Annotated in this window: 21 protein-coding genes, 2 tRNA genes and 1 pseudogene; 10 read left to right on the top strand and 14 right to left on the bottom strand. The window is 61.3% G+C overall.

The features are described 5' to 3' along the window. The first annotated feature begins 72 nt into the window (after positions 1-72). The 6 genes from AB7828_RS04065 to AB7828_RS04040 all read left to right on the top strand — a co-directional run bounded on the left by AB7828_RS04065 (position 73) and on the right by AB7828_RS04040 (position 3,747). Positions 73-393: an HU family DNA-binding protein gene (locus tag AB7828_RS04065; RefSeq protein ID WP_068730898.1), complete on the top strand. Its 321-nt coding sequence runs from the start codon at positions 73-75 to the stop codon at positions 391-393. Positions 394-491: 98 nt separating this feature from the next. Then, a complete protein-coding gene (pepT, locus tag AB7828_RS04060) occupies positions 492-1,751 on the top strand; it encodes a peptidase T (protein ID WP_441229469.1) in 1,260 nt (419 codons plus the stop codon). Between the two features lie 204 nt (positions 1,752-1,955). Continuing rightward, positions 1,956-2,690 carry a helix-turn-helix transcriptional regulator gene (locus tag AB7828_RS04055; protein ID WP_089264570.1) on the top strand — a complete coding sequence of 245 codons (735 nt, stop codon included), beginning with the start codon at positions 1,956-1,958 and terminating at the stop codon, positions 2,688-2,690. Between the two features lie 82 nt (positions 2,691-2,772). Continuing rightward, a complete protein-coding gene (locus AB7828_RS04050; RefSeq protein ID WP_158596803.1) occupies positions 2,773-3,387 on the top strand; it encodes an acyl-homoserine-lactone synthase in 615 nt (204 codons plus the stop codon). Then, positions 3,387-3,572 (top strand): hypothetical protein, encoded by a 186-nt coding sequence (locus AB7828_RS04045; protein WP_315841841.1) that lies wholly within the window; start codon positions 3,387-3,389, stop codon positions 3,570-3,572. Before AB7828_RS04050 ends, AB7828_RS04045 begins: the two co-directional genes overlap by 1 nt. 98 nt (positions 3,573-3,670) lie before the next feature. Beyond that, a tRNA-Val gene (locus tag AB7828_RS04040) sits at positions 3,671-3,747 on the top strand. Positions 3,748-3,763: 16 nt separating this feature from the next. On the opposite strand, the pseudogene AB7828_RS04035 reads toward AB7828_RS04040, so the two are convergent. From AB7828_RS04035 to AB7828_RS04010, 6 genes and pseudogenes are all read right to left on the bottom strand, one after another. Continuing rightward, positions 3,764-4,179, bottom strand: a pseudogene (locus tag AB7828_RS04035) (GFA family protein). A 96-nt stretch (positions 4,180-4,275) separates the two neighbouring features. Beyond that, entirely contained in the window at positions 4,276-6,702 is a 2,427-nt protein-coding gene (gene lon, locus AB7828_RS04030; protein WP_093758782.1) for an endopeptidase La, read from the bottom strand. Positions 6,703-7,009: 307 nt separating this feature from the next. Further along, positions 7,010-8,284: an ATP-dependent Clp protease ATP-binding subunit ClpX gene (clpX, locus tag AB7828_RS04025; protein ID WP_089264575.1), complete on the bottom strand. Its 1,275-nt coding sequence runs from the start codon at positions 8,282-8,284 to the stop codon at positions 7,010-7,012. A gap of 443 nt (positions 8,285-8,727) precedes the next feature. Then, the gene (locus AB7828_RS04020) at positions 8,728-9,363 is read right to left on the bottom strand and encodes an ATP-dependent Clp protease proteolytic subunit (RefSeq protein WP_089264576.1); all 636 of its coding nucleotides are present in this window, start codon (positions 9,361-9,363) and stop codon (positions 8,728-8,730) included. A gap of 310 nt (positions 9,364-9,673) precedes the next feature. Next, positions 9,674-11,026: a trigger factor gene (gene tig, locus AB7828_RS04015; RefSeq protein WP_441229468.1), complete on the bottom strand. Its 1,353-nt coding sequence runs from the start codon at positions 11,024-11,026 to the stop codon at positions 9,674-9,676. A gap of 161 nt (positions 11,027-11,187) precedes the next feature. Then, positions 11,188-11,272, bottom strand: a tRNA-Leu gene (locus AB7828_RS04010). A gap of 150 nt (positions 11,273-11,422) precedes the next feature. Here AB7828_RS04010 and AB7828_RS04005 point away from each other — a divergent pair. Next, positions 11,423-12,739 carry a multicopper oxidase family protein gene (locus AB7828_RS04005; RefSeq protein ID WP_441229467.1) on the top strand — a complete coding sequence of 439 codons (1,317 nt, stop codon included), beginning with the start codon at positions 11,423-11,425 and terminating at the stop codon, positions 12,737-12,739. Positions 12,740-12,746: 7 nt separating this feature from the next. On the opposite strand, the gene AB7828_RS04000 is transcribed toward AB7828_RS04005, so the two are convergent. Further along, the gene (locus AB7828_RS04000) at positions 12,747-14,243 is read right to left on the bottom strand and encodes an NAD(P)H-hydrate dehydratase (protein ID WP_441229466.1); all 1,497 of its coding nucleotides are present in this window, start codon (positions 14,241-14,243) and stop codon (positions 12,747-12,749) included. 442 nt (positions 14,244-14,685) lie between these two features. Here AB7828_RS04000 and AB7828_RS03995 point away from each other — a divergent pair, with 442 nt between their 5' ends. Together AB7828_RS03995 and glnA are read left to right on the top strand one after the other, a co-directional pair. Further along, entirely contained in the window at positions 14,686-15,024 is a 339-nt protein-coding gene (locus tag AB7828_RS03995) for a P-II family nitrogen regulator (RefSeq protein ID WP_068730910.1), read from the top strand. A 187-nt stretch (positions 15,025-15,211) separates the two neighbouring features. Continuing rightward, a complete protein-coding gene (gene glnA, locus AB7828_RS03990; RefSeq protein ID WP_068730911.1) occupies positions 15,212-16,621 on the top strand; it encodes a type I glutamate--ammonia ligase in 1,410 nt (469 codons plus the stop codon). Between the two features lie 77 nt (positions 16,622-16,698). Here glnA and AB7828_RS03985 read toward each other — a convergent pair whose 3' ends face one another. Beyond that, positions 16,699-17,385, bottom strand: a complete 687-nt coding sequence (locus tag AB7828_RS03985; RefSeq protein WP_439058205.1) for a hypothetical protein — start codon at positions 17,383-17,385, stop codon at positions 16,699-16,701. A gap of 122 nt (positions 17,386-17,507) precedes the next feature. On the opposite strand from AB7828_RS03985, the gene AB7828_RS03980 reads away from it, so the two are divergent. Then, on the top strand, positions 17,508-18,647 hold the full coding sequence (locus AB7828_RS03980; protein WP_089264581.1) for an AI-2E family transporter: 1,140 nt from the start codon (positions 17,508-17,510) through the stop codon (positions 18,645-18,647). Between the two features lie 140 nt (positions 18,648-18,787). Here AB7828_RS03980 and AB7828_RS03975 read toward each other — a convergent pair whose 3' ends face one another. The 6 genes from AB7828_RS03975 to AB7828_RS03950 form a co-directional block, all read right to left on the bottom strand. Continuing rightward, complete coding sequence (locus AB7828_RS03975; RefSeq protein WP_092142187.1) at positions 18,788-19,084, bottom strand: antibiotic biosynthesis monooxygenase family protein; 297 nt, start codon at positions 19,082-19,084, stop codon at positions 18,788-18,790. Positions 19,085-19,162: 78 nt separating this feature from the next. Beyond that, positions 19,163-19,399: a hypothetical protein gene (locus tag AB7828_RS03970; RefSeq protein WP_441229465.1), complete on the bottom strand. Its 237-nt coding sequence runs from the start codon at positions 19,397-19,399 to the stop codon at positions 19,163-19,165. Between the two features lie 36 nt (positions 19,400-19,435). Continuing rightward, on the bottom strand, positions 19,436-20,680 hold the full coding sequence (locus AB7828_RS03965) for a diguanylate cyclase (protein WP_441229464.1): 1,245 nt from the start codon (positions 20,678-20,680) through the stop codon (positions 19,436-19,438). A 244-nt stretch (positions 20,681-20,924) separates the two neighbouring features. Further along, positions 20,925-21,401, bottom strand: a complete 477-nt coding sequence (gene rpsI / locus AB7828_RS03960; protein ID WP_089264585.1) for a 30S ribosomal protein S9 — start codon at positions 21,399-21,401, stop codon at positions 20,925-20,927. After that, positions 21,401-21,865: a 50S ribosomal protein L13 gene (rplM, locus tag AB7828_RS03955; RefSeq protein WP_089264586.1), complete on the bottom strand. Its 465-nt coding sequence runs from the start codon at positions 21,863-21,865 to the stop codon at positions 21,401-21,403. Before rplM ends, rpsI begins: the two co-directional genes overlap by 1 nt. Positions 21,866-22,016: 151 nt before the next feature. Then, the gene (locus tag AB7828_RS03950; protein ID WP_093758792.1) at positions 22,017-22,448 is read right to left on the bottom strand and encodes a PaaI family thioesterase; all 432 of its coding nucleotides are present in this window, start codon (positions 22,446-22,448) and stop codon (positions 22,017-22,019) included. Between the last annotated feature and the right edge of the window lie 30 nt (positions 22,449-22,478).

The following is a 22,478-nucleotide window of genomic DNA, read 5'->3' as shown; positions in this document are numbered from 1 at the left end:
ATCGCTCCGAATCGTTTAAGCCCTGCTGCGTCACAGGTTTAAGACAGACCACCAACGAGAAGGGCCAGATTCATGGCAAAAGCTGCAACCACCACCGCCGCGAAAGCGGCCACTCCTCCCACCATCACGCTGAAGCATCTCGCCGCGGCCCTGGCTGAAGATCACGAGCTGTCGAAGAAGAAGGCCGAAGAAATCCTCGGTGACATGGTGGAGCGCATCACCAACCACCTCAAGAATGGCGAGCGTATCCGCATCGTCGGCCTTGGCATCCTTCAGGTCCGCAAGCGTGCCGCCCGCATGGGTCGCAACCCGGCGACCGGCGAGCAGATCGAGATCGCGGCCAGCAAGAAGGTCGCGTTCCGGCCGGCCAAGGAACTCAAGGAAGCCGTCTGATCGACCGCTTGAACTGATCTCATTCCGGGCCGCGTCCTCGTGACGGCCCGGAATGAAACTTCTAAGCTGCCAGGACTTCTGCAATCAGATGGTGCCCTTTGACAGCAACTCCCCCCTTCGATTTCGCCCATGACGTGACTGCGTGCTTCCTGCGCTATGTAGTGATAGACACTCAGTCCGACCCCGCCTCCCCCACCTGCCCATCGACCGAAAAGCAGAAGGATCTCGGCCGCGTGCTCGCGCAGGAGCTGCGGGACCTGGGGCTCAGGGACGCGCATCTCGACGAGCATGGCTATGTCTATGCGACGATCCCCGCGACATCGGACAAGAAAGTGCCGGTGATATGTTTCTGCTCGCATATGGACACCTCGCCCGACTGCAGCGGCAAGGACGTCAAGCCGCAGATCGTCAAGAACTATCGGGGCGGCGATATCGTGCTGCCGGTGGACACAACGCAGGTCATCCGCGTCGCCGACAATCCGGCGCTGAAGGATCAGATCGGCCATGACATCATCACCACCGACGGCACCACTTTGCTGGGCGCCGACAACAAGGCCGGCCTTGCCGAGATCATGGACGCGGCACGTTTCCTGGTTGCCAATCCACAGATCAGGCACGGCACCATCAAGATCCTGTTCACGCCCGATGAAGAGATCGGCCGCGGCGTCGACAAGGTTGACCTGACAAAGCTGGGCGCCGACTTCGCCTACACCATGGATGGCGAGACCGCCGGCTATGTCGAAGACGAGACTTTCTCGGCCGACGGTGCCGTCATCACCATCGAAGGCGTCAGCACGCATCCCGGCTTTGCCAAGGGCAAGATGGAGCACGCCATCAAGATCGCCGCCGCAATCGTCGAGCGACTGCCGAAAGACACTTGTTCGCCTGAGACCACCGACGGCAAGCAAGGCTTCCTGCATCCGATCGGCATTTCAGGCGCGCTTGAAAAAGCGACGCTCAGCCTCATAGTGCGCGACTTCACCGACGACGGCCTCGCGGAGAAAGAAGCGCTGCTGCAATCCATCGTCGACGACGTGATGACGGCCTATCCGCATTCGACGGCGACACTCGAGATCAAGCAGCAATACCGCAACATGAAGCAGGTGATCGACCGCTATCCGCAGATGGTCGAATACGCCGTGGAAGCGATCCAGCGCGCCGGGCTCAAACCCGTCCGCAGCAGCATCCGCGGCGGCACCGACGGATCGCGGCTGTCCTTCATGGGCCTGCCCTGCCCCAATATCTTCGCCGGCGAACACGCCTTCCATGGCCGTACCGAATGGGTCAGCGTCCAGGACATGGAAAAAGCCGTGCAGACCATCGTGCATCTCGCGATGATCTGGGAAGAAAGGGCGTAGTGGTAACAAAGAACCATTCGCGGCACAAAGCAGCGAGGGACGGGCGTTCCGGCAGTGACGGAACGGTGTATAGTTGTACTGTCAATCGAATGGCGAATTGCGCGCCGTGACGGCGACGATATCCTCCCCAGTACATATTATAAATTATAACAAGAATAATTTCCCAAAAACATAGCTCCATTTCAGCTGATATGCAGGCGCGCCATGGGGTCATTCAAAGGCAAGCATTTTCAGACCGCGTTGTCGGCCATCGAAAGCATTGCCAATGCCGCCTCCATGTCTGCGGTTGGCGATGTCGTGGCCGCTACGGCCAAATCGTTCGGCTACAACCACATCTGCTTTCTGGCCTCGACCGGCGTCAACCAACCGTTCGAAGATCGCGTGTTGCTGAAAGTATGGCCCAAGCCATGGGCCGAACAATATAGCGCGTCCAATTTCTATGCCTCGGATCCCGTTGCGCCGCGGATCCGCCGGCAACCCGAGCTGTTCACCTGGTCCGACATCCGGCTCGATGAGGTCAGCCCGATATCACGGACCATCATGGAGATCGCGTCTGTCGATTACGGATTGAAGTTCGGCCTCTGCGCGCCGGTGCACGGCATGAACGGCTATCAGGCCGGCCTCTCGCTGGCAGGCTACGAAGTCGAAAATACCGAGGACGCGCACGGCGCCATCGAGCTCGTCACGATGTATGCGTTCAACCGCTTTGCAACGCTTCGCTCTCATCAGCGTGCGAAGTTGATCGCCCTCACCTTGCGGGAGCGCGAGGTCGTCAGCTGGGTCGCTGCCGGAAAGACCGCCTGGGATACGAGCGTCATTCTCGGTATCTCCGAGGATACGGTGAACAAGACTGTCACCGCTGCCATGCACAAGTTGAATGCGCATACGCGCGCGCAGGCCGTGGCCGAAGCGATCACACAAGGACTGATCGCTTTCTGAATTGTCAATCCCCTGCCCACGGAATATCGCGACCAAACTCATCATGAGAACCCTCCACGCAGACGAGCGTGGAGAGCTTTTTATGATCGAGGTCATTCACAGCGGTAATGCTGGGCAGTTCGGCGATCTCCTGGACAAGCAATTTCGGTTACGGCACGAGGTCTTTGTCGGAGAGCGCGGCTGGACCGCCTTTGATGTCGATGGCGAGCACGAGAAAGACCAGTATGACGATGATGCTGCTGTCTATTTGGTCGCGGCCGATGACGCAGGCACTGTCGCAGGCGGCTTCCGGCTCTATCCAACCGTACTGCCTCACATGCTCAGCGAGAATTTTGCGCAGCTTGTCGATGGCGCGCTGATCCAGCGCCGCGATGTGTTCGAGCTGACACGCTTTGCCATGCGCAAATCCGAACGCCGCAGCCATCACTATTTCGAACTGCTGCTCGCGATTCAGGAATATGGCCTGATGGAAGGCCTGTCCGGTTTCACCTCGGTCATCAATCCCTTGCGCATCCCGATTCTTCAGGGCTTCGGACTGGAGATCGAGCCGCTGGGATTGCCAGCCATGATCGATGGCGAGGCCACCATCGCCGTGCTGTTTCATGTCAGCGAAAAGTGTCTCGCCCGCGTCAGCAAGAGTGTCGCCATCAAAGACAGCGTCTTTGCACTGCCTCAGACATCCCGGCGGATTGCCTGATGCCGATGTCCCCCAATCAGTTCCAGGTCATTCAGGGCGGCAAAGACGCCGACGAGCTAATTGTCACGATGCTGCAAGCTTTGCGGCTGGCGAACGCATGCGGGTCCGAGACGACCTATGATCTGCTGCGCATGGCGCTGCTGAACGAAGGCGTTCAACTCGCCAAGGTGCTGGCGGCGCGCTAGGCAAAACACCTGAGGGCGAGATCGGAATATCCGCGCGGGAACGCCTTGCCGCGACGGAGTGCTGGCGTTAAAGAGAGGCCGTGAGGGTGATTGCCCGAGGGCGGCTAGCTCAGCTGGTTAGAGCATCTCGTTTACACCGAGAGGGTCGGGAGTTCGAATCTCTCGCCGCCTACCACCACCTCCCTGGGCCGCTATGGATCGTTCGATCCCTTCGGCCGCGCTGGCAGTTCCGCAGATCATGAATCCAGGACGCGGCTGACCGGCACCAGATCTGACGTCGTGGCGGCAGCTCGGCGCGCTGGCGGATACTGCCCCAACGAATCCCCCACTCGTTATCCTCCGCCTCCTCGCCACTGGCGAATATCGGCGAGCCGCAGTCCCCGCAAAAGTGCTGCAGCCGGTTGAGACCGTTGTCGCCACGCTTGACATAGATCTTCGGCGCACCGCCCGTCATCTCGATCGTGTCGGCCGGCGTCAGTACCGTGACGCGATAGGGCGAACCCGTCAGCATCTGGCAATCCGTGCAGTGACAGATCGACACCCACTGCGGATCGATCGTCGCGCGATAGCTGATGAAGCCGCAGTGGCATTGGCCGTCGATCTGCATCGTCCCGTCCCCCGAACATCTCAAGCAACTGCGATCTTGCCATAAAAAAAACGGCGCCCCGAAGGGCGCCGCTGATTGTCATTGAGGATGCGAGCCTCAGTGGGCCGTCAGGCCGCTGCCGGCCTCTTCCGCGCCGTCGGCCTTCACCGGCAGCTTGGTATCCTCTTCCCAGACGATCGCCTTGGGCGCCCGCACCAGGGCGTTGGCGATCACCTCGTCCATCCGGGCGACCGGGATGATATTCAGCCCGCCCTTGATAGCGTCGGAGATCTCGGTCAGATCCTTGGCATTGTCCTCGGGGATCAGCACCGTCTTGATGCCGCCGCGGGCCGCTGCCAACAACTTCTCCTTCAGACCACCGATCGGCAGGATCCTGCCGCGCAGCGTGATCTCGCCGGTCATGGCGACATCGTGACGGATCGGAATGCCCGTGAGCACGGACACGATCGTCGTCGCCATCGCCACGCCTGCGGACGGACCGTCCTTCGGCGTTGCACCCTCGGGCACGTGGACGTGGATGTCGCGCCGCTCGAACAGCGGCGGCTCGATCCCGAAGTTGATCGCGCGCGAGCGAACGTAAGACGCCGCCGCCGAGATCGATTCCTTCATCACGTCGCGCAGGTTGCCGGTGACGGTCATGCGGCCCTTGCCGGGCATCATGACGCCTTCAATGGTGAGCAATTCACCACCGACATCCGTCCATGCCAGACCGGTGACGACACCGACCTGATCGTCGCTCTCGATCTCGCCGTAGCGATACTTGGGCACGCCCAGGAACTCTTCGAGATTCTTCTCGGTGACCTTCACCACCTTCTTCTTCGAGAGCATCAGCTCCTTCACGGCCTTGCGGGCCAGTGTGGAGAGCTCGCGCTCCAGATTACGCACGCCCGCTTCGCGGGTGTAGCGGCGGATCATCAAGAGCAAGGCGTCGTCGTCGATCGACCATTCCTTGGCATCCAGACCGTGCTTCGAGAGCGCGATCGGAATGAGATGCTTGCGAGCGATCTCGACCTTCTCGTTCTCCGTGTAGCCGGCGATCCGGATGATCTCCATACGATCCATCAGCGGGCCCGGAATATTCAGGGTGTTCGCCGTGGTGATGAACATCACGTTCGACAGATCGTAGTCGACCTCCAGATAGTGATCGGCAAAGGTGCCGTTCTGCTCGGGGTCAAGGACCTCAAGCAGAGCCGACGACGGATCGCCGCGGAAATCGGCGCCCATCTTGTCGATCTCGTCCAGCAGGAAGAGCGGATTCGTCGTCTTGGCCTTGCGCATCGACTGGATGATCTTGCCGGGCATCGAACCGATATAGGTCCGGCGATGTCCGCGGATCTCCGCCTCGTCACGCACGCCGCCGAGCGACACGCGCACGAACTCACGTCCGGTCGCCTTGGCGATCGACTTGCCGAGCGAGGTCTTGCCGACGCCGGGAGGTCCGACGAGGCACAGGATCGGCCCGCTCAGCTTGTTGGCGCGCGTCTGCACCGCGAGATACTCGACGATACGGTCCTTCACCTTCTCGAGCCCGTAGTGATCGTCATCCAGCACGGCCTGCGCCGCAGCGAGGTCCTTCTTGACCTTGGACTTCTTGCCCCACGGAATCGACAGCAGCCAGTCGAGATAGTTGCGCACGACGGTCGCTTCCGCGGACATCGGCGACATCTGGCGCAGCTTCTTCAGCTCGTGCTGCGCCTTCTCGCGGGCTTCCTTCGACAGCTTGGTCTTGGCGATCTTCTCTTCGATGTCGGCCAGCTCGTCACGACCCTCGTCGTCGCCGAGCTCCTTTTGGATCGCCTTCATCTGCTCGTTGAGATAGTACTCGCGCTGGGTCTTCTCCATCTGGCGCTTGACGCGCGAGCGGATGCGCTTCTCGACCTGCAGCACCGAGATCTCGCTCTCCATCAGGCCGAGCACCTTCTCCAGGCGCGCTGTGACGGACAGCGTTTCCAGGATGCCCTGGCGATCCGCGATCTTGACGGCGAGATGCGACGCAACGGTGTCGCCGAGCTTGGCGAAATCAGTGATCGCCTGCACGACGCCGACGACTTCGGCGGAGATCTTCTTGTTGAGCTTCACATAGCTCTCGAAGTCCGAGACCACCGAACGCGACAGAGCTTCCGCCTCGACGCTCTTCGCATCGGTATCGGCCAGCGCGACTGCGGTCGCTTCGTAATATTCGGTGCGATCGGAATACTTCTCGACCTTGGCGCGCTCGAGCCCTTCCACCAACACCTTCACGGTGCCGTCGGGAAGCTTCAAAAGCTGCAGCACGCTGGCGAGCGTACCGATCTCGTAAATCGAGTCCGGCGATGGATCATCGTCCGACGCATTCTTCTGCGTGGCGAGCATGATGAGCGCATCGTTCTTCATCACCTCTTCGAGCGCGCGGATCGATTTCTCGCGGCCGACGAAGAGAGGCACGATCATGTGCGGGAAGACGACGATGTCGCGCAGCGGCAACACCGGATAGGAGTGGCTTTCGCCGTGAACAATGGTTGGCCGGGGTTTGGAGGCAGTCATGGCCCATTCCTTTTGCTGTGCCCCCTTGCAAGCAGTCCGCCCGATGGCGCAACCGCACAAGGTGCCGATTTTCCGTCTTTGCTCGGCCGTCTCAGGCTCTACGTGTCCGGATCGTTATGGCGAATCTTGAGGGAGATTTTGTGTTCGCCGAGAGCATTAGGTGGCTATGGGCCGGGGGGGTGTCAAGTCACGGCAATACCCATGAACAAGGGCGGTTTACAGAGCGTAGCAGCAATAAAATAGGCGGCTGCCGATCACCGGCAGCCGCCTATTGAACTTAAGTCGATGGGCCCGAAAGCCGCGCCGATCAGGCGCTTGCGCTGCTCTCCGCCGTCCGGTCCGAACGGTCGGCGTAGATGTAGAGCGGGCGAGCCGTCCCATCCACAACCTCCTTGGAGATGACGACTTCCTCAACACCTTCCAGACCGGGCAGATCGAACATGGTTTCGAGCAGGATGCTCTCCAAGATCGACCGCAGACCACGTGCACCTGTCTTGCGTTCGATAGCCCGGCGGGCCACCGCACCCAGCGCTTCGTCGGCGAAGGTCAGCTCGATGTTCTCCATCTCGAACAGGCGCTGGTACTGCTTGACCAGCGCGTTCTTCGGCTCGATCAGAATCTTCTTCAGCGAGGTCTCGTCGAGGTCCTCGAGTGTCGCGACCACTGGCAGACGGCCGACGAATTCGGGGATCAAGCCGTACTTCAGCAGATCTTCCGGCTCGACATGTCGGAAGATTTCACCAGTGCGGCGATCTTCGGGCGCCAGAACCTGCGCTGCGAAGCCGATCGAGGTGGTCCGTCCGCGCGACGAGATGATCTTCTCGAGGCCCGAGAACGCACCGCCGCAGATGAACAAGATGTTCGTCGTATCCACCTGCAGGAATTCCTGCTGCGGATGCTTGCGGCCGCCCTGCGGAGGCACGGAGGCAACGGTGCCTTCCATGATCTTCAGCAGAGCCTGCTGCACGCCCTCACCCGACACGTCACGGGTGATCGACGGATTGTCCGATTTGCGCGAGATCTTGTCGATTTCGTCGATATAGACGATGCCGCGCTGCGCACGCTCGACATTGTAGTCGGCCGCCTGCAGCAGCTTGAGGATGATGTTCTCGACGTCCTCACCGACATAACCGGCTTCGGTCAGCGTCGTCGCATCGGCCATTGTGAACGGCACATCCAGAATGCGGGCGAGCGTCTGCGCGAGCAGCGTCTTGCCCGAACCGGTCGGACCGATCAGCAGGATGTTCGACTTCGCGAGTTCGACGTCGTTGTGCTTGGTCTGGTGGTTGAGGCGCTTGTAGTGGTTATGCACCGCGACCGAGAGAACCTTCTTCGCATGGAACTGACCGATGACGTAATCATCGAGCACCTTGCAGATTTCCTTCGGCGTCGGAATGCCGTCGCGCGACTTGACCAGCGAGGACTTGTTCTCCTCGCGGATGATGTCCATGCAGAGTTCAACGCATTCGTCGCAGATGAAGACGGTAGGACCCGCGATCAGTTTGCGAACTTCGTGCTGGCTCTTGCCGCAGAACGAACAATACAGCGTGTTCTTGGAGTCGCTGGTACCGACCTTACTCATTCCTATCTCCGTCCGCCGTTCGATCTTTGTCTGCCGGTCGCCCAGTTACGGGACATATCCCGTAGATAGAGCAAAATCCGTACCAAAAAAGACCTCGTTCCAGAATGCCGCTCGAATCACGGCTCACTCGAATCCCCGCGATACTAACCGATCCGCATCAGCGAACCATGCTGACAGCCGATGATCAAGAATTCGCTAATTGGCTCCATCGCCTAGAGCGTGACAATAGCGTGATTTGCGGCATTTGCGCGGGAGAACCCCGAAAATTGGGGAACGTTGCGTGAATGACACCACCCGACCAGCACGAAAGCGGAACTCTCGCGTCTGCTGGCGTCGGCACATAGTACCAATTCGGGAATAACTTGATCGATATGGCTGGCTTGGGACAGGCGGCGCGGGCGCCGTCTGTCTCGGTCTCGATATGTTCGCCGAAACGGCGTCGTTTAGGCCGGCTTCGCCGGGGTCGATTCTTCAGCGCGCTTGTCGATGACCTTGTCGATCAGCCCGAAATCCTTCGCCTGATCCGCCGTCATGAAGTTATCGCGCTCGAGCGCGTTGTGAATGTCCTCGTAAGCACGTCCCGTGTGCTTCACATAGATCTCGTTGAGCCGGCGCTTCAGGCTCTCGACTTCCTTGGCATGGATCAGGATGTCGGTGGCCTGGCCCTGGAAGCCGCCTGACGGCTGATGAACCATGATGCGGGCGTTCGGCAGCGCGAAGCGCATGTCCTTTGCGCCAGCCGTCAGCAACAGCGAGCCCATCGACGCGGCCTGACCGACGCACAGCGTCGACACCGGCGGACGGATGAACTGCATCGTGTCGTAGATCGCCAGACCCGACGTCACCACGCCACCGGGCGAGTTGATGTACATCGAGATTTCCTTCTTCGGATTCTCGGCTTCGAGAAACAGAAGCTGAGCAACGGTCAGCGTCGACATGCCATCTTCGACCGGACCGGTCACGAAGATGATGCGCTCCTTCAGAAGGCGCGAAAAGATATCGTAAGCCCGTTCGCCGCGGTTGGTCTGTTCGACCACCATCGGGACGAGGTTCATGTAGGTTTCTACCGGATCGCGCATTGATCACCCGAAAGGTTGGAGGAGACACACGTCCATCGGCAAGACTGGAACCGGTTACGGTTTGCCGGGAGAGGACGAACGTCCCGTGATGCAGGAACAACAAACAGAGCCCACAGATATGGACCAATCGAGCGGCAACAAGACCACCGGTCCACACGCCACCCTGAACCTCAGTTCAAGCCGATTCGGACGGCCACCGCAAAGCGCTGGAGCCCTTTTGGAACCTGTTTCGAGCGGTATCCTTAACGTCAAAACGCCGGCTGGAGGACCCGGCCGGCGCTTCTTTTAACGTCTTCTAAGAAGAAGCGGCTCAGGCCGCAGTCTTCTCGTCCTCGTCCTTGTAGAGGTCGTCCTTGGACACCTTCTTCTCGGTCACATTGGCCAGTTCGAGGATGAAGTCGACGACCTTGTCCTCGTAGATCGGTGCACGAAGCTGGGCCAGCGCGTTGGGATTGCTGCGGTAAAAGTCCCACACTTCCTTCTCGCGGCCCGGCATCGAACGGGCGCGCTCGATCACGGCACGGCTGACCTCGTCATCGCTGACGGTGATCTTGTTCTTCTCGCCGATCTCCGAGAGCACGAGACCGAGGCGCACGCGGCGGTCGGCGATCTTGCGGTACTCTTCCTGAGCGGCTTCTTCGGTGGTGTCCTCGTCGGCGAAGGTCTTGCCCGACGATGCCATCTCCTGCTGGATCGAATTCCACATCAGCTTGAACTCTTCGTCGACCAGCGACGGAGGCGCATCGAATTTGTGGGTCTCGTCGAGACGGTCGAGCAGCAGGCGCTTGACGCGCTGGCGGGTCGCACCGGCGAATTCGGCAACCAGACGCTCGCGTGCAGCTTCCTTCAGCTTGTCGAGGGACTCGAGGCCGAGGGTCTTGGCGAACTCGTCGTCGATCACGGTGTCGACCGGCGATTCCACCTTGGCCGCGGTGGTCTCGAACTCGGCGGCCTTACCGGCCAGCGTCTCGCTCGCATAGTTGACCGGGAACGACACCTTGAGGGTGCGGGTCTCGCCGGCGGCGATGCCGATCAGCTGGTCCTCGAAGCCCGGGATGAAGGTGTTGGAGCCGATCGCAACCGGGATCTCCTCGCCGGTGCCGCCCTCGAAGGCGACGCCGTCGATGGTGCCCTTGAAGTTGACCGTCACGCGGTCGCCCGACTCGGCCTTGCCGGTCTTCTCGGTGAACGAACGATTCTGATCGGCGACGCGCTTGATGGCTTCATCGACGTCCGCATCGGTCACTTCGGCCACCGGCTTCTCGACGGTGAGGCTCTTGAAGTCGGCGAGCGCGATCGGCGGCACGACTTCGATGGCGACGGTGTAATTGAGGTCCGACTTGCCCGACAGGATGTCTTCGACTTCCTTCTGCTCGGTCGGCATGGTGATCTTCGGCTCGGAAGCGAGCTTGAAGCCACGCTCGGTGAAGATCTGCGTGTTGGTGTCGCGGATCAATTCATCGACGGTCTCGGCGGCAACCGAGCGACCATAGAGACGCTTCAGGTGACCGACGGGAACCTTGCCCGGGCGGAAGCCGTTGAGCTTGACCTTGCCCTTCATGTCATCGAGGCGCGCATCGACCTTGGCTTCGATGTCGGCAGCCGGCACGTTGACCGAGAACTCGCGCTTCAATCCCTCGGAGAGGGTTTCATTCACCTGCATGGCGTCAATCTTCTTCCCGCTTGGTCCGGCCCAATGGCCCGGACATTGTAAATCTGTGCGGCATCAGGCCAGAGCCTGCGCCGGTGGTGCGAACTGTCTCTGCAAGGCCAACCTTGCGGAAACACGTCCGAAAATCGTCATGGTCAAACGCTATGTGCGCTTGGTGCGGGCGGAGGGACTCGAACCCCCACAACTTTCGTCACTGGAACCTAAATCCAGCGCGTCTACCAATTCCGCCACGCCCGCGAAAAACATCATGTCCGGCCGCGATGTCGCGAGCGGCGGGCTTATAACATGGGGACCGTGGTTCGCAGCAAAAAAATGGTCACATAGCGGCTTACTTGCCGCAGCCCCGGCAACTGGACTTTGGCGCGGCAAAATGGTCGGGATTTGGGCATGACGAACCGCTTTCTCCCCCTCACGCGCCGGACCCTGCTTGCAGGCGCCGGGAGCACGTTGATCGCCCCGATTCTGCCCCGGGTCAGCCTCGCGCAAGCCGTCGCCGCGCTGGAGCTACAGGCCAAGGCTGATCCCTTCCCGGTGAAGCCCGGTGCCTCCACCGAGGCCTGGACGCTCCATTCGGCCCAGAAGGGGCCGCTGCGCTTCAACCGCGGCGACGAGATCACGGTTCAACTCGCCAATCAGCTGCCGGTCCCTATCGTCTTGAACTGCCGAGGCATTAACGGCTCGTCCGGGATCGGGCCGCTGCTCGACCGCAAGCCGGTCGCCGCCGGGGCCAAGGACGCGTTCAAGCTGCAGATGCGCAGCGCCGGAACGTCGTATCTGGACATGCGCCTGCTCGGCGACGGTCAGGCGCTGCCGTCCCAGGTTCGCAGCCTGGTCATCCAGGAGAGCGATCCGGTCGAGGTGGACCGCGACGAGGTGCTGCTGATCGAGGACTTCCGCCTCAGGCCGGACGGCAGTCTGCTCGCCCCCGCCAGCGATCCGAAAGACGCCGCCGCGCTGTTCCTGATCAACCGGAAATCCACGCTGGAGCTATCGGCCCGGGTCAATGAACGGCTCAGGCTCCGTCTCATCAACGGCTGCCAACGCAATGTGGTTGCTCTGAAATTCGACGATCACGAGGTCCGTGTGATGGCCATCGACGGTCAGCCCTCGGAGCCGTTCCCTGCCCGCAATAATCAGGTGGTGCTGGCGCCCGGAACCCGGGTCGACGTCTTCCTCGACGCCGTCAGGCCGGCGGGATCGACTTCGGCGATCCTGCTCCATGACGGCAAGACAGCCCGGCCGATCGGCCAGATCAAAATGTCCAACGATCCGCCGCTACGGGCCACGCCCCTGCCGGCCGCCGCGCCGCTGCCCTCCAACGGTTTGCCAGCTCAGCTCGATCTCAAGGGCGCGATGCGCGTCGATATGGCCCTGAGCGCCGTCAGTCCCGAATGGGTGAAGCCGATCGATCTGTCCGCCAGCACACCGCCGGCATTCCGAACCAAGCCCAGCCGCACTGTGGTGCTTGCGCTGACCAACCGGGCCACCAGCCCGATGATATTCCAGATCCACGGCCATCACGTCCGCCTGCTCGACAGACTTGATGACGGCTGGAAGCCGTTCTGGCTCGACACCCTGGCGCTGGACGTCGGTCAGACCCAGCGCATCGCCTTTGCCGCCAACAATGTCGGGCGCTGGCTAATGGAGGCCTTCGTCGCTGACTGGGCCGCCCCGCGGCAGGTCCGCTGGTACGGCGTCGACTGAGAGGTCGTCAGTACTGGATACCGAGCTGGTCGTAGAGCCGACGGAACACCGCCGGCAGCACCTCGGTCAGATCCTCGGCGATCAGCCCCGGCCCAGCTTCGCTGCCGGCCTCGCCATGCATCCAGACGCCGATACAGGCGGCCTCATAGGCCGGAACGCCTTGCGCCAGCAGCGCGCCGATGATGCCGGCCAGCACATCGCCGGACCCGGCAGTCGCCAGCCATGGCGGCGCATTGGCTGATATGGCAGCCCGGCCGTCCGGCGACGCCACGACCGTATCCGGCCCCTTCAACAGCACGATAGCGCCTGACTCTTGCGCCGCCAGACGAACCCGCTCCAGTTTAGATACTGCTGGATGTTCCACATCCACCTTACTGAAGATACGTGAAAATTCACCTTCATGAGGCGTCAACACGACGCCGGATTCCGGGCTGGCCTTGATCAGACCGAACAGCCGTTCGGGCATCTCCGCGAAGCTGGTCAGCGCATCCGCGTCGAGCACCGTATGCCGCTTCGTGGCCAGGATGGTCTCCACGAACATCCGCGTCCGCTCGCCGATGCCAGCGCCCGGCCCGATCACGCAGGCTGACACCTTGCCGCCGATCAGCGCGGCGAACTCTGCCGACGTATCCACCGGCCGCACCATCACCGCGGTCAGCGCGGCGGCATTGACCGCCAGCGCATCGCGCGGCGACGCCACCGTCACCAACCCCGCCCCGCCGCGCAGCGCCGCGCGGGCGGACAGCCGGGCAGCGCCCGTGGCGGCGATGTCGCCGGAGACAACCACGGCATGGCCGCGCGAGAATTTGTGGCTGTTGATTTTCGGCACCGGAAACGCGTCGGCCCACAGGTCCGGATTGTTCTCGAAGGTCTGCGGCCGGATTTCCGCCAGCACATCCTCATCGATGCCGATGTCGATCACCCGCAGCCGGCCACAATGCACCCGGCCCGGCACCAGCAGATGGCCCGGCTTGGGCCTGAAGAACGTCACGGTCTCGGTCGCCCTGATAGCGCCGCCCATCACGGCCCCTGAATCGCCGTTGATACCGCTCGGCAGGTCGACAGCCAGCACGGGCACGCCGGCCGCATTGATGGCGTCGATCATGATCAGCGGATCGCCCTTGACCGGACGATTGAGCCCGGCGCCGAACAACGCATCGATGATCAAAGCCGGCTGCCCGATCAAGGAGGGATCACAGGGCAGCACCTCACCCTTCCATCCCTTGGCAGCCAGCGCCGCATCGCCCTTCAGCGTTGCCCGGTCGCAGAGCAGGATCACCGAAACGTCACGCCCCTGCGCCGCGAGCTCGGCCGCCGCGACGAAGCCATCACCGCCATTGTTGCCACGACCGGCAACGACCAGGATCGCCCCCTCCTCGGCCAGTTCGCCCGCCACATCCGCGACCGCCCGTCCGGCGGCGCGCATGAGTTTGAAGCCTGGCGTGCCCGCCGCAATCGTGAGTTGATCAGCGCGCGCCATCTCGTCGGTCGTTAGAATATCCATCTCGCTTCTCATTACGCCTTTTTGGAAGGCACTCGCGTCACACGCGAACGCAGCAGAGTAAAACTGCACATCACGCGATCACTTTGATCACTATGTAGGCAAAAGTAATCGAATACTCTTGATGCGAACCTCGTCAGGTGCGATGTAATAACCTGATAATGCTTCAAAAATAGCCGAGGAGCGAACTTGGCACGGACCCTGCTTTTAGGGAAGCCAGCTTCGGGTCCGTCGCGCTCACCGGCAAATGTTGAAAGACACCTGTTTAAGAGACAGGGGTGGCCGACCGTCTACCGCATCGGGCGAGATTTCGTCTGTGCGGCGTGGCGGCAGCGTAATAACGCCCGAAATTGGGTATCGAACAGTGTGCGCACAACGCGCAATGGTCAAAGCTACTTGAGGCAAATAACTTGCGGCCTGATTGGAAGTGCCGGGGAGACGTTCAGTGAAAAAGATCGAAGCCATCATCAAGCCCTTCAAGCTGGACGAGGTGAAAGAGGCTCTTCAGGAAGTCGGGTTGCAAGGCATTACCGTCACGGAAGCCAAGGGCTTCGGCCGTCAGAAGGGCCATGCCGAACTTTATCGCGGCGCTGAATACATCGTCGACTTTCTACCCAAGGTGAAGATCGAGATCGTGATTGGCGACGACCTCGTCGAAAAGGCGATCGATGCCATCCGTCGCGCCGCACAAACCGGCCGCATTGGTGACGGCAAGATCTTTGTGTCGAACATCGAGGAAGCCGTGCGCATCCGTACCGGCGAGTCCGGACTCGACGCGATCTGACGGACTGGACGCTCTCCAAGCCGGGTGCTATCCGACATTCAACGCTTCAAGGCGTCACCAAAAAGGCTGCTTCGGCAGCCTTCTGTTGTTGACGGTTTGTCTTGTTGAAAACATGCCGTTGTGACCTGATCGTCACGACAGATTGTTACGTCCCGGAAATCGGCCCGCAAAAAAGGTAGGGAGCCCCATGACGACCGCCAAAGAAGTCCTGCAGTCCATCAAGGACAATGACGTCAAGTACGTCGACCTGCGTTTCACCGATCCCCGCGGCAAGTGGCAGCACGTGACCTTCGACGTCTCGATGGTCGATGAAGAAATGTTTGCCGAAGGCACCATGTTCGACGGTTCCTCGATCGCCGGCTGGAAGGCGATCAACGAGTCCGACATGATGCTGATGCTGGATCCGGCAACGGCGACGATCGATCCGTTCTTCGCAGAGACCACCATGGTCATCACCTGCGACATTCTCGAGCCCTCCACCGGCGAGCCCTATAACCGCGACCCGCGCGGCATCGCCAAGAAGGCCGAAGCCATGGTCAAGTCCATGGGCATCGGCGACACCGTGTTCGTCGGTCCGGAAGCCGAATTCTTCGTGTTCGACGACGTCCGCTTCTCGAGCGACCCCTACAACACCGGCTTCAAGCTCGACTCGTCCGAATTGCCGACCAACTCCGGCACCGAATATGAAGGCGGCAATCTCGGCCACCGCATCCGCACCAAGGGCGGCTACTTCCCCGTCCCGCCGCAGGACTCGGTGCAGGACATGCGCTCGGAAATGCTCGGCGCGATGGCGCGCATGGGCGTCAAGGTCGAGAAGCATCACCACGAAGTGGCGTCCGCCCAGCACGAACTCGGTATGAAGTTCGACACGCTGACCTACATGGCCGACCAGATGCAGATCTATAAGTATTGCATCCATCAGGTCGCGCACATCTACGGCAAGACCGCCACCTTCATGCCGAAGCCCGTCTTCGGCGACAACGGCTCGGGCATGCATGTGCACCAGTCGATCTGGAAGGACGGCAAGCCAACCTTCGCCGGCAACAAGTACGCCGATCTCTCCGAGACCTGCCTCCACTACATCGGCGGCATCATCAAGCACGCCAAGGCGATCAACGCCTTCACCAATCCGTCGACCAACTCCTACAAGCGTCTGGTCCCCGGCTACGAAGCCCCGGTGCTGCTCGCCTACTCCGCGCGCAACCGTTCGGCCTCCTGCCGCATCCCCTACACCACCAACCCGAAGGCCAAGCGCGTCGAAGTCCGCTTCCCGGATCCGATGGCCAATCCGTATCTCGCTTTCGCCGCGATGCTGATGGCCGGTCTCGACGGCATCAAGAACAAGATCGATCCGGGTCCGGCCATGGACAAGGACCTCTACGATCTGCCGAAGGAAGAGCTGAAGTCGATCCCGACGGTGTGCGGTTCGCTCCGCGAAGCCCTCGAGAACCTCGACAAGGACCGCGGCTTCCTCAAGAACGGCGGCGTGTTCGATGACGACTTCATCGACAGCTATATCGAACTGAAGATGACCGAAGTGATGCGTTACGAAATGACGCCGCACCCGGTCGAATTCGACATGTACTACTCGCTGTAATTCCGTAGGGATCGCAGTTCGAACGATCAGGGCGCTCCGGAAACGGGGCGCCTTTTTCGTTGCGCTTCTCCTGTCGCCTATTTCCGGGCGAGAGCCATCGCCGGTTCAGGCGTGTTCGGGAAGCCTATCGCCGCAAGCGCCCTGGCTGCTTCGCCTTCGCTGGCGGCCCACGGCAGCATCGTGGTGACACCGCGCGTGACGGGTTCGCCGAGACTCCCGCCGAAATCGATCGGCCACAGACCATTCGGCACCGCCTCGACCGTGATGCCGCGCAGCCGCGTGCCAGCGCCGAGAGGCGACAGATCATCCGGCTGCAGCCGTCGCGCCGTCGATGCATCCCGGGGGTCTGTGAAACTGGCCAGCACCGGCATCAATTCGCCGGTGACCGGAACGGCGCCGGTCTGGCTGCTGACGTCGCGAAAGGCGATCTTGCGCCCCGCCGCCTGATAGGCGCGCATCGCCACGAAATTGGCGCCGTCGAAATCCGCGCTGCCCTTGTCGTCGTGCAGCATCAGCGCGGCGAGATTCCTGCCGCCGCCGAGATCGACGACCACGGCATCGCCCCGTGACGTCACCTTGCCGGCAGGTTGGTAGCCCCGATAGGGATGCACGGAGACGACATTCGAGGCCGACTTCACGCCGTCCGGCGTCTCGACCTCCATGGTCAGCCGATATTTGTGCGCGGGCCGGTTGATCCTGATCTGATCGCCGATCACCAGGGCCGCGAGCAGTCCGAGCGGACCGACCCATTTCAGCATGTTCATTATTATTGGCCTCCCTCATCGGCCATGCACGATAGCGACGGAGACGTCAAAGCGGCGATATGTCTTGATCCCCGATGCAATTGACGGAACAGTGAAAGTCCAATCGATGCAGAGGATCCACCGTGCCCGCAGAAGCCAATGTCCAGACGCGCAGCGACCTGACCTGGGCGATCACGGCGGGCGGCATCGCCACGGTGTCCTTTGCGATCCTCATCGGATTCGCCTGGTACTTCTCGGGAACGCTATTCCTGATCTTCGCAGGCATTCTGCTCGGCGTAGCGCTCAATGCGCTGACGGAATTATTCGGGCGCTTCATGGGCGGCCCGCATCCGATGCGGCTCGTCATGATCTGCATCGTGCTCGCCGCGATGCTGGTGGGCGTGATGTATCTCGGCGGATCGACCATCGCCAATCAGGCCAAGACGCTGTCCGGCACCCTCAAGTCACAGGTCGTCAACGTAAAGACCTATCTCGAGCAGCACGGTGTCGACACCAGCTATTTCGATTTCAACAGCATCACGTCGGATCCGCCCGCCGAGCCCGGCACGTCGCCCGCTACCTCAACACCGAAGTCCAGCGGCGGCTTGCCGAGCGCCGGCACCATCGCGTCATCAGGCGGCGCCATCGTCAGCCAGACACTGAAGATTCTACTCGGCACCGTCGGCGCGGTCGGCAACTTCTTCATCGTGCTGTTCTTGGGCCTGTCGTTTGCCGCACAGCCCAGCGTCTATCGTAAAGGGCTGTTGCACCTGACGCCGCGAAAACATCGCGGGCCGATGACGGTTATCGTCGATCGCATCAGCGACACGCTGCAGCGCTGGCTGATCGCGCAGATGCTCACCATGGTGGTGGTCGGCGCCATTACCTGGATCGGACTGAAGCTGATCGGGATTCCCAGTGCCTTCATTCTCGGCGTTCAGGCCGGCCTGCTCGCCTTCATTCCCACCGTCGGCGCCCTGCTCGGCGGGTTGATCGTCGTGCTCGCCAGCCTTGCCTCGGGCTGGGTCGCCGCCGCGTCAGCCTTTGCGCTGTTCATGGGCGTGCATGCGCTGGAGAGCTACATCCTGACGCCGATCCTGCAGCGGCAGGCACTGGATATTCCGCCAGCCACACTGTTCGCGTTCCAGATCCTGCTCGGCGTGGTGTTCGGCGTCTGGGGCCTCGCATTGGCATTGCCGGTGCTGGCGATCGTCAAGGTCGTCATCGATTTCATGCGCGAAGAGGACGAAGCCTCCGCGCAGGATAAGGCGATGGCGGCTTAACCTGATCCCTCATCCTGAGGAGCGCGCCGAAGGCGCGCGTCTCAAAGGATGGTCACAGGCTTCGAGCCAAGTCAGCCCATGGTTCGAGACGGCGCTGAAGAAGCGCCTCCTCACCATGAGGGACTGAGTTTAGGTTACCCCTACGTGGTCAGCACAGTCTCGGTGTGCTCGACATAAGGCGGCGTTTCGAAATATGGGCCCACCAGCGCGCGCCATTCGGCGAAATCGGGCGAACCACGGAAATCGACGGTGTGGTTTTCGAGGGTTTCCCACTTGGCGACGAGACGGTAGCGCGACGGCATCTCGACCGACTTGTGCAGCTCAAAACCCTTGCCGCCCTTGGCGCGGAGGAATAGCGGCTTCGCCTTGGCGACGGCCGCCTCGAAATCCTTCTCGGTGCCCGGCTTGACGTCGATCTGTGCGATTTCAGTAATCATGGTTTCCCGACCCTTTGTTTTACGGTCGGTGTCTTTACCGCAAAGTCGGGGTTCGGTGAAGGAGCCGCCGAAAAGTGATCAGGCGAACAGCAGAACCGTGCCGACGAGCATGACGCAGCAGCCGATGAAAGCGATGACCGGCAGCTTGCCGTGCTGCACGCCGTAGCGCCCCTGCGCACGACGTTCGGTGATCAGTGCGGTCTCGTATTCGTCCGAGCTCGAAAACATGCAGGCAAAGCCGGCACGGGCCGAAGCGGCAGCCGCTTCGAGCGACATCAAAGCAGTATTGGAAGTCGAGTCAGGCGAGGTCATCATGCGATGACCATAGGGATCGAATGGTAAACGGATCCTTTATCGCGCGCCGCTTGCCGTCATCGTGACCGCAGCCCGCACGACGCTCGGCTTCGCCGCCTGCCCGATCGCCGCAGCGCGGCGCCCCTGCTCCAGCGACAGCGGCTCTTCTTCCGCGGCCTGCACGCGGTTACGGCCGCTGCGCTTGGCCTGGTACAGCGCAGTGTCCGCGGCAGCCAGCAGGACGTCGAGTTCAGTGCCGGCCGGTCCGCCGGCCACACCGATACTCACGGTGGTCGCGACCGGTGCCTCGTCGACCTGGATGCCGCAGGTCGCAAACGCCTCGCGCACACGCTCGGCCGCCTGCATCGCCTCGTCCAGGCTGCAGGGCAACATCGCCGCAAACTCCTCGCCGCCGATGCGGCCCGACAGGTCGGTGATCCGCAGCGTATGCGTGATGACCGTGGCGAATAGTTTCAGCACCTCGTCGCCGGCGGGATGGCCGAAGCGATCGTTGATCGACTTGAAGTGATCGATGTCGAAGATCATGACCGTGACCGGACGCCCGGCCTTCGCCTCGCGCTCGATCATCCGCGCCGTAGCCTCGGAGAAGCCGCGGCGGTTGAACAGGCCGGTGAGCGGATCGCAGGACGCGGCGACCTTGTGCGCCGTGACCGCACGCTCGGACACCAGCATGAAGATCAGGAACACCGTGCCGACCGCATAGAGCACGAGCTCGATGGCAAAGGCCGTGACCCAGATGCTGTTGCCGAAATTGCTGTGATCGCCATGCAGCAGATCGCCGAGCAGGATCGGCAGCATCAGGACGAAACCATGCAGCATCGGCACCAAAATGGTCGGCCACCGCCGTTGCACCGCCTTGCGACGCTCGTTCCACAATTCATGCGCCGTCAGCATCGCATAAAGCGCCACGATGCCGGCGCCGATGGTCATGCGCAGCGACGCAGCCTCAGCCGGCAGGGTGAAGATGACAGCGATCCAGGCGATGGCGCCGAGAAACAGGCCGGCCCAGCTCGGCCTGCGGCCATGGAACACGCGCGCAGCGTTCCACACCATGCCGCAGGCCACGAAGCCCACGGCATTGAATGCCAGCGACAGCACGTCGCCCAGGAGCGACGCGGCAAGTGTCCACAATGCGACCGATACGGCGCCGAGCAGGTAAGCCAGCCCCCACCAGTTGAGGGCCGCGATCTTTTCCTGTCGTCCGAAGAACAGCAGCATCCCGCCCAACATCGCCGCAACCAGGGTTGCCACCAAATAGAGCGTGGAAGAATCGAGCGACATATTTGAGCACCGGCAATTGTTGCGAGATTTCCAAACCATCATGATTCGGAGTGGCCTCTTCGCCATCATCGAACATACGAGTGTACCGATTGGAAATCCGTTTGCGCGCCTGCACAAGTTTTCACGAAAAACTGCATCAATCTGTCGGTATCCGGAATGTCCCGGAACGCAAAAAGGGCGCCCGAAGGCGCCCTTTTCAAAATTGTATTCACCGCATTTGCAGCAAATTTTATCGAAGCAGAAATTAGCGCTTCGAGAACTGGAAGGACTTGCGGGCTTTCGCCTTGCCGTACTTCTTGCGCTCGACGACACGCGAGTCGCGGGTCAGGAAGCCGCCCTTCTTGAGGACGCCGCGCAGATCCGGCTCGAAGCAGGTCAGAGCCTTGGAGATGCCGTGACGCACGGCACCGGCCTGGCCCGACAGACCGCCACCGGCAACGGTGCAGATCACGTCGTACTGGCCAGCGCGGGCTGCAGCGACCAGCGGCTGCTGGATGAGCATGCGCAGCACCGGACGAGCGAAGTACACTTCGACTTCACGGGTGTTGACGACAACCTTGCCGGCGCCCGGCTTGATCCAGACACGAGCGACAGCGTCCTTACGCTTGCCGGTCGCATAGGCGCGGCCCTGCTTGTCGACCTTCTTGACGTACTTCGGGGCATCCGGAGCGGACACCTTCAGCGACGCCAGCTGATCGAGAGACTGCATGGTATCCGACATTATGCGGCCCTCTTGTTCTTGCGGTTCAAAGCGCCGACATCGAATGCTTCCGGCTGCTGGGCCTCGTGCGGGTGCTCTGCACCGGCATAAACACGCAGATTGCCGAACTGGACGCGACCGAGCGGGCCGCGCGGGATCATGCGCTCAACAGCCTTCTCGACAACGCGCTCCGGGAAACGACCTTCGAGGATCGACTTCGCAGTACGTTCCTTGATGCCGCCGATGAAGCCGGTGTGGTGATAGTAGACCTTGTCGTCGCGCTTGCGGCCGGTGAAAACCACCTTGTCCGCGTTGACGATGATGACATGGTCGCCGCAATCAACATGCGGGGTGTAGGTCGGGAGATGCTTGCCGCGCAGCCGCATTGCGACCAGCGTGGCCAGCCGACCCACCACGAGACCAGTGGCGTCGATGACGATCCACTTCTTCGTGATCTCGGCGGGCTTTGCCGAAAACGTCTTCATTGTGAATATCCATGAAAAGGGGATATCGGCGGTGATCCGCCGAACTAAGCGCGTTTCTAGATAGACAACCGGATTCCGTCAATGCCAAATATAGCAAAATTCGCCTATTAAATCATGGCGTTATAATTACGGTTCTATAATACCCTTCAAATTACCCAACGTTCGGAATGGAATAGGTCGACGTCACATGGGCGATCGGATCCGCCGAAGTGCCTGATAACAGGGTCACTTCGCCCACGGCGAGGCGTTTTCCGAGCTTCAGCAGCTTGGCGGCAGCCAGCACATCCTGCCCCGGCAGGCCCTTGCGCAGGAAATTGATGTTCAGGCTGGTGGTCACTGCGAGGCCCACAGGGCCGATCGCCGACAACAGCACGACGTACATGGCAAAATCGGCCAGGGCCATCAGTGTCGGACCCGATACCGTGCCGCCCGGCCGCAGCATGCGTTCGCCATAGGTCTGGCGCAGCAGGCAAGTGGTACCATCAGCACTTTCAATCGCAATATCGCCGGCGCCAAAGGCCTGCGGGAACTCGCGCTTCAGAAACGCCTCGAGTTCAGCCACGCTCATTTTCGCAGTCGTCATGTCGCCACCCTGCTCTCGCTTGTGCCGTCC

Origin of the sequence: Tardiphaga sp. 215_C5_N2_1 (genome assembly GCF_052076055.1) — a bacterium.
Lineage (GTDB): Bacteria > Pseudomonadota > Alphaproteobacteria > Rhizobiales > Xanthobacteraceae > Tardiphaga > Tardiphaga robiniae.
The sequence above is the reverse complement of the archived record's forward strand: the minus strand, read 5'-3'. Positions and strand labels throughout refer to the sequence as shown.